At 69.7% G+C, this 1,930-nt stretch carries 2 protein-coding genes; both read right to left on the bottom strand.

Translation table 11 applies throughout. The annotated features are described in order from the left end of the window. Positions 1-279 precede the first annotated feature (279 nt). Positions 280-1,338 (bottom strand): LacI family DNA-binding transcriptional regulator, encoded by a 1,059-nt coding sequence (locus Y887_RS16595; RefSeq protein ID WP_005989679.1) that lies wholly within the window; start codon positions 1,336-1,338, stop codon positions 280-282. Between the two features lie 141 nt (positions 1,339-1,479). After that, a partial coding sequence (locus Y887_RS16590; protein WP_046965400.1) for a DUF1349 domain-containing protein occupies positions 1,480-1,930 on the bottom strand: 451 nt, incomplete at its 5' end.

Below are 1,930 nucleotides of genomic sequence, written 5' to 3'. Positions count from 1 at the left end.
CGCTCCAAGGCACGCGCGCCCGTGGCGCGCAAGCCGTGCCTTCTCGCCCCGCGCGGGAGAGGGGCTTCACGGCAGCGATCGGCGGACTGGCCTTCCTCCGCTTACGACTGTCGTCCCCCGCCTGCCACTGCCTTCCCCCGCCTGCGGGGGAAGGTGCCCGAAGGGCGGATGGGGGCCAGCCGTGGGCCGATCCAACCAGCTGTCCTCATCCTGACCGGCACAACGCCCTGCAAGGTGGCGCGCAAGGCCCGCGCCGCGTGGGGTCGCGGCGCGCGGTGCTCAATCTTCCGGCGGTTGGCAGGAGTCGCGCACGATCAGGTGCGGGCGCACGCTGGCGGTGGGCAGTTGCGGGGCGTTGTCGGGCTGGATCAGCATCGCCGCGGCAGTGCGGCCGGTGTCGCGGGTGTGGCGGCGCACCGAGGTCAGCGGCGGCCACAGGCGGGAGGCCAGCGAGCTGTCGTCGTAGCCGATCACCGACAGCTGGCGCGGGATGTTGATGCCGGCACGCAGGGCCACCTTGTAGATACCGGCGGCCATTTCGTCGTTACCGGTGAAGATGGCGGTGGGGCGCTTCTTGCCCAGCAGCAGCTTTTCGGCGGCGGCCACGCCCGATTCGAAGGTGTAGCCGGCTTCGACGATGCGCTCGGGCGGCAGTTCGATGCCGCGCCGGGTCAGCGCGTCGGCAAAGCCGGAGGTGCGCTCGATCGAGGAGCGGTAGGCGCTGGGGCCGGTGACCAGGGCGATGTCGCGGTGGCCGAGCGAGAGCAGGTAATCGGCCGCTTCCGCTGCGCCGTCGCGGTCGTGGGTGATGACCGTCTGCGAGGTGGTGTCCAGCGCGATCGAGGCGATGCGGGTGTAGCGGCAGCCGATTTCGGCCAGCATGTCGGCCAGCGCCTGGTCCTCGGAGGCGCGCGGTACCAGGATCACCCCGTGCAGCTTCTGCGCCTGCGCAAACCGGCGCACGCCTTCGATGTAGCCGGGACTGCGGCTGTCGCAGGGGTGCACCACCAGCTCGAAACTGGAGCCGCGCAGCGCGTCCAGCGCGCCGTACTGCATGTCCACGATGTACTGCGCGGTGGGGTTGTCGTAGACCATGCCGATCAGGAACGAGCGCCGGAACGCCAGCCCGCGCGCCAGCGGGTCGGGCGCGTAGCCGACCTCGCGCATCAGCGCTTCGACCTTCTCTCGGGTGTCCTGGCGCACCAGCGGCGAGTTGTTGATGATCCGCGACACGGTCTTCTTGGACACGCCCGACATCCGTGCGATGTCGTTGATCGTGGCTACCTTGCCCTTCGGCAGGCCGGGCATTCCCTCTTCAGGCATCTTGCGGGCGGGCATAGCGGTCAACCAGTGAAGTTGATTGGATTCTACCGGCCAGACGGCCGGCAGACCTGAGCGAAGCCTGCCGCCACCCCGGACCCGCCGTGCCGGACACGCCGCAGCCGGCAGCGCGGCGGCATGCCCGGCGGTGCAGAACGGTCAGTCCAGGGCGCGGTAGCGGAAGTTGCGGAACTCCACCTGGCCGCCACCGGCGGCGTACAGCGCCGGCTTCAAGGCCAGGAACTTGCCGGCCACGTTGTGGTGGTAGCCGGACACTTCCATCTGCACCGGGTACTTGGTCCAGACCTTGCCATCGGTGCTGCTGTGGATGGTGACGATGTGACGATTGTTGGTGACCCGCAGCCACAGGGTGCCACCGGTAGCACTGGGGGCCAGCGTGCCGGGGCGTTCCTCGCCGTAGCGGTGCATGACGAAATTCTCGCCATTGCTGCCCACGCCGGCGTAGAGCTTGTCGCTGTAGAACAGCAGCGCCCCGCCCTGCCCGCCCGGTGCCACGGTCATCTGCACCTCGAACTGGTAGGCCTGGTCGGTGGCGATCACCGTCAGCGGCGAGGCGTTGCGCGGGGCGGGGCCCTTGCCCTGCAGGCGC

The organism is Xanthomonas pisi DSM 18956 (assembly GCF_001010415.1).
GTDB lineage: Bacteria > Pseudomonadota > Gammaproteobacteria > Xanthomonadales > Xanthomonadaceae > Xanthomonas > Xanthomonas pisi.
Note: the sequence above shows the minus strand (reverse complement) of the source record. Positions and strands in the feature narration are given on the sequence as shown.

Coding starts and splice junctions, on each gene's coding strand:
- Y887_RS16595 (WP_005989679.1), bottom strand. CDS start 1,338: ATGCCCGCCCGCAAGATGCCTGAAGAGGGAATGCCCGGCCTGCCGAAG.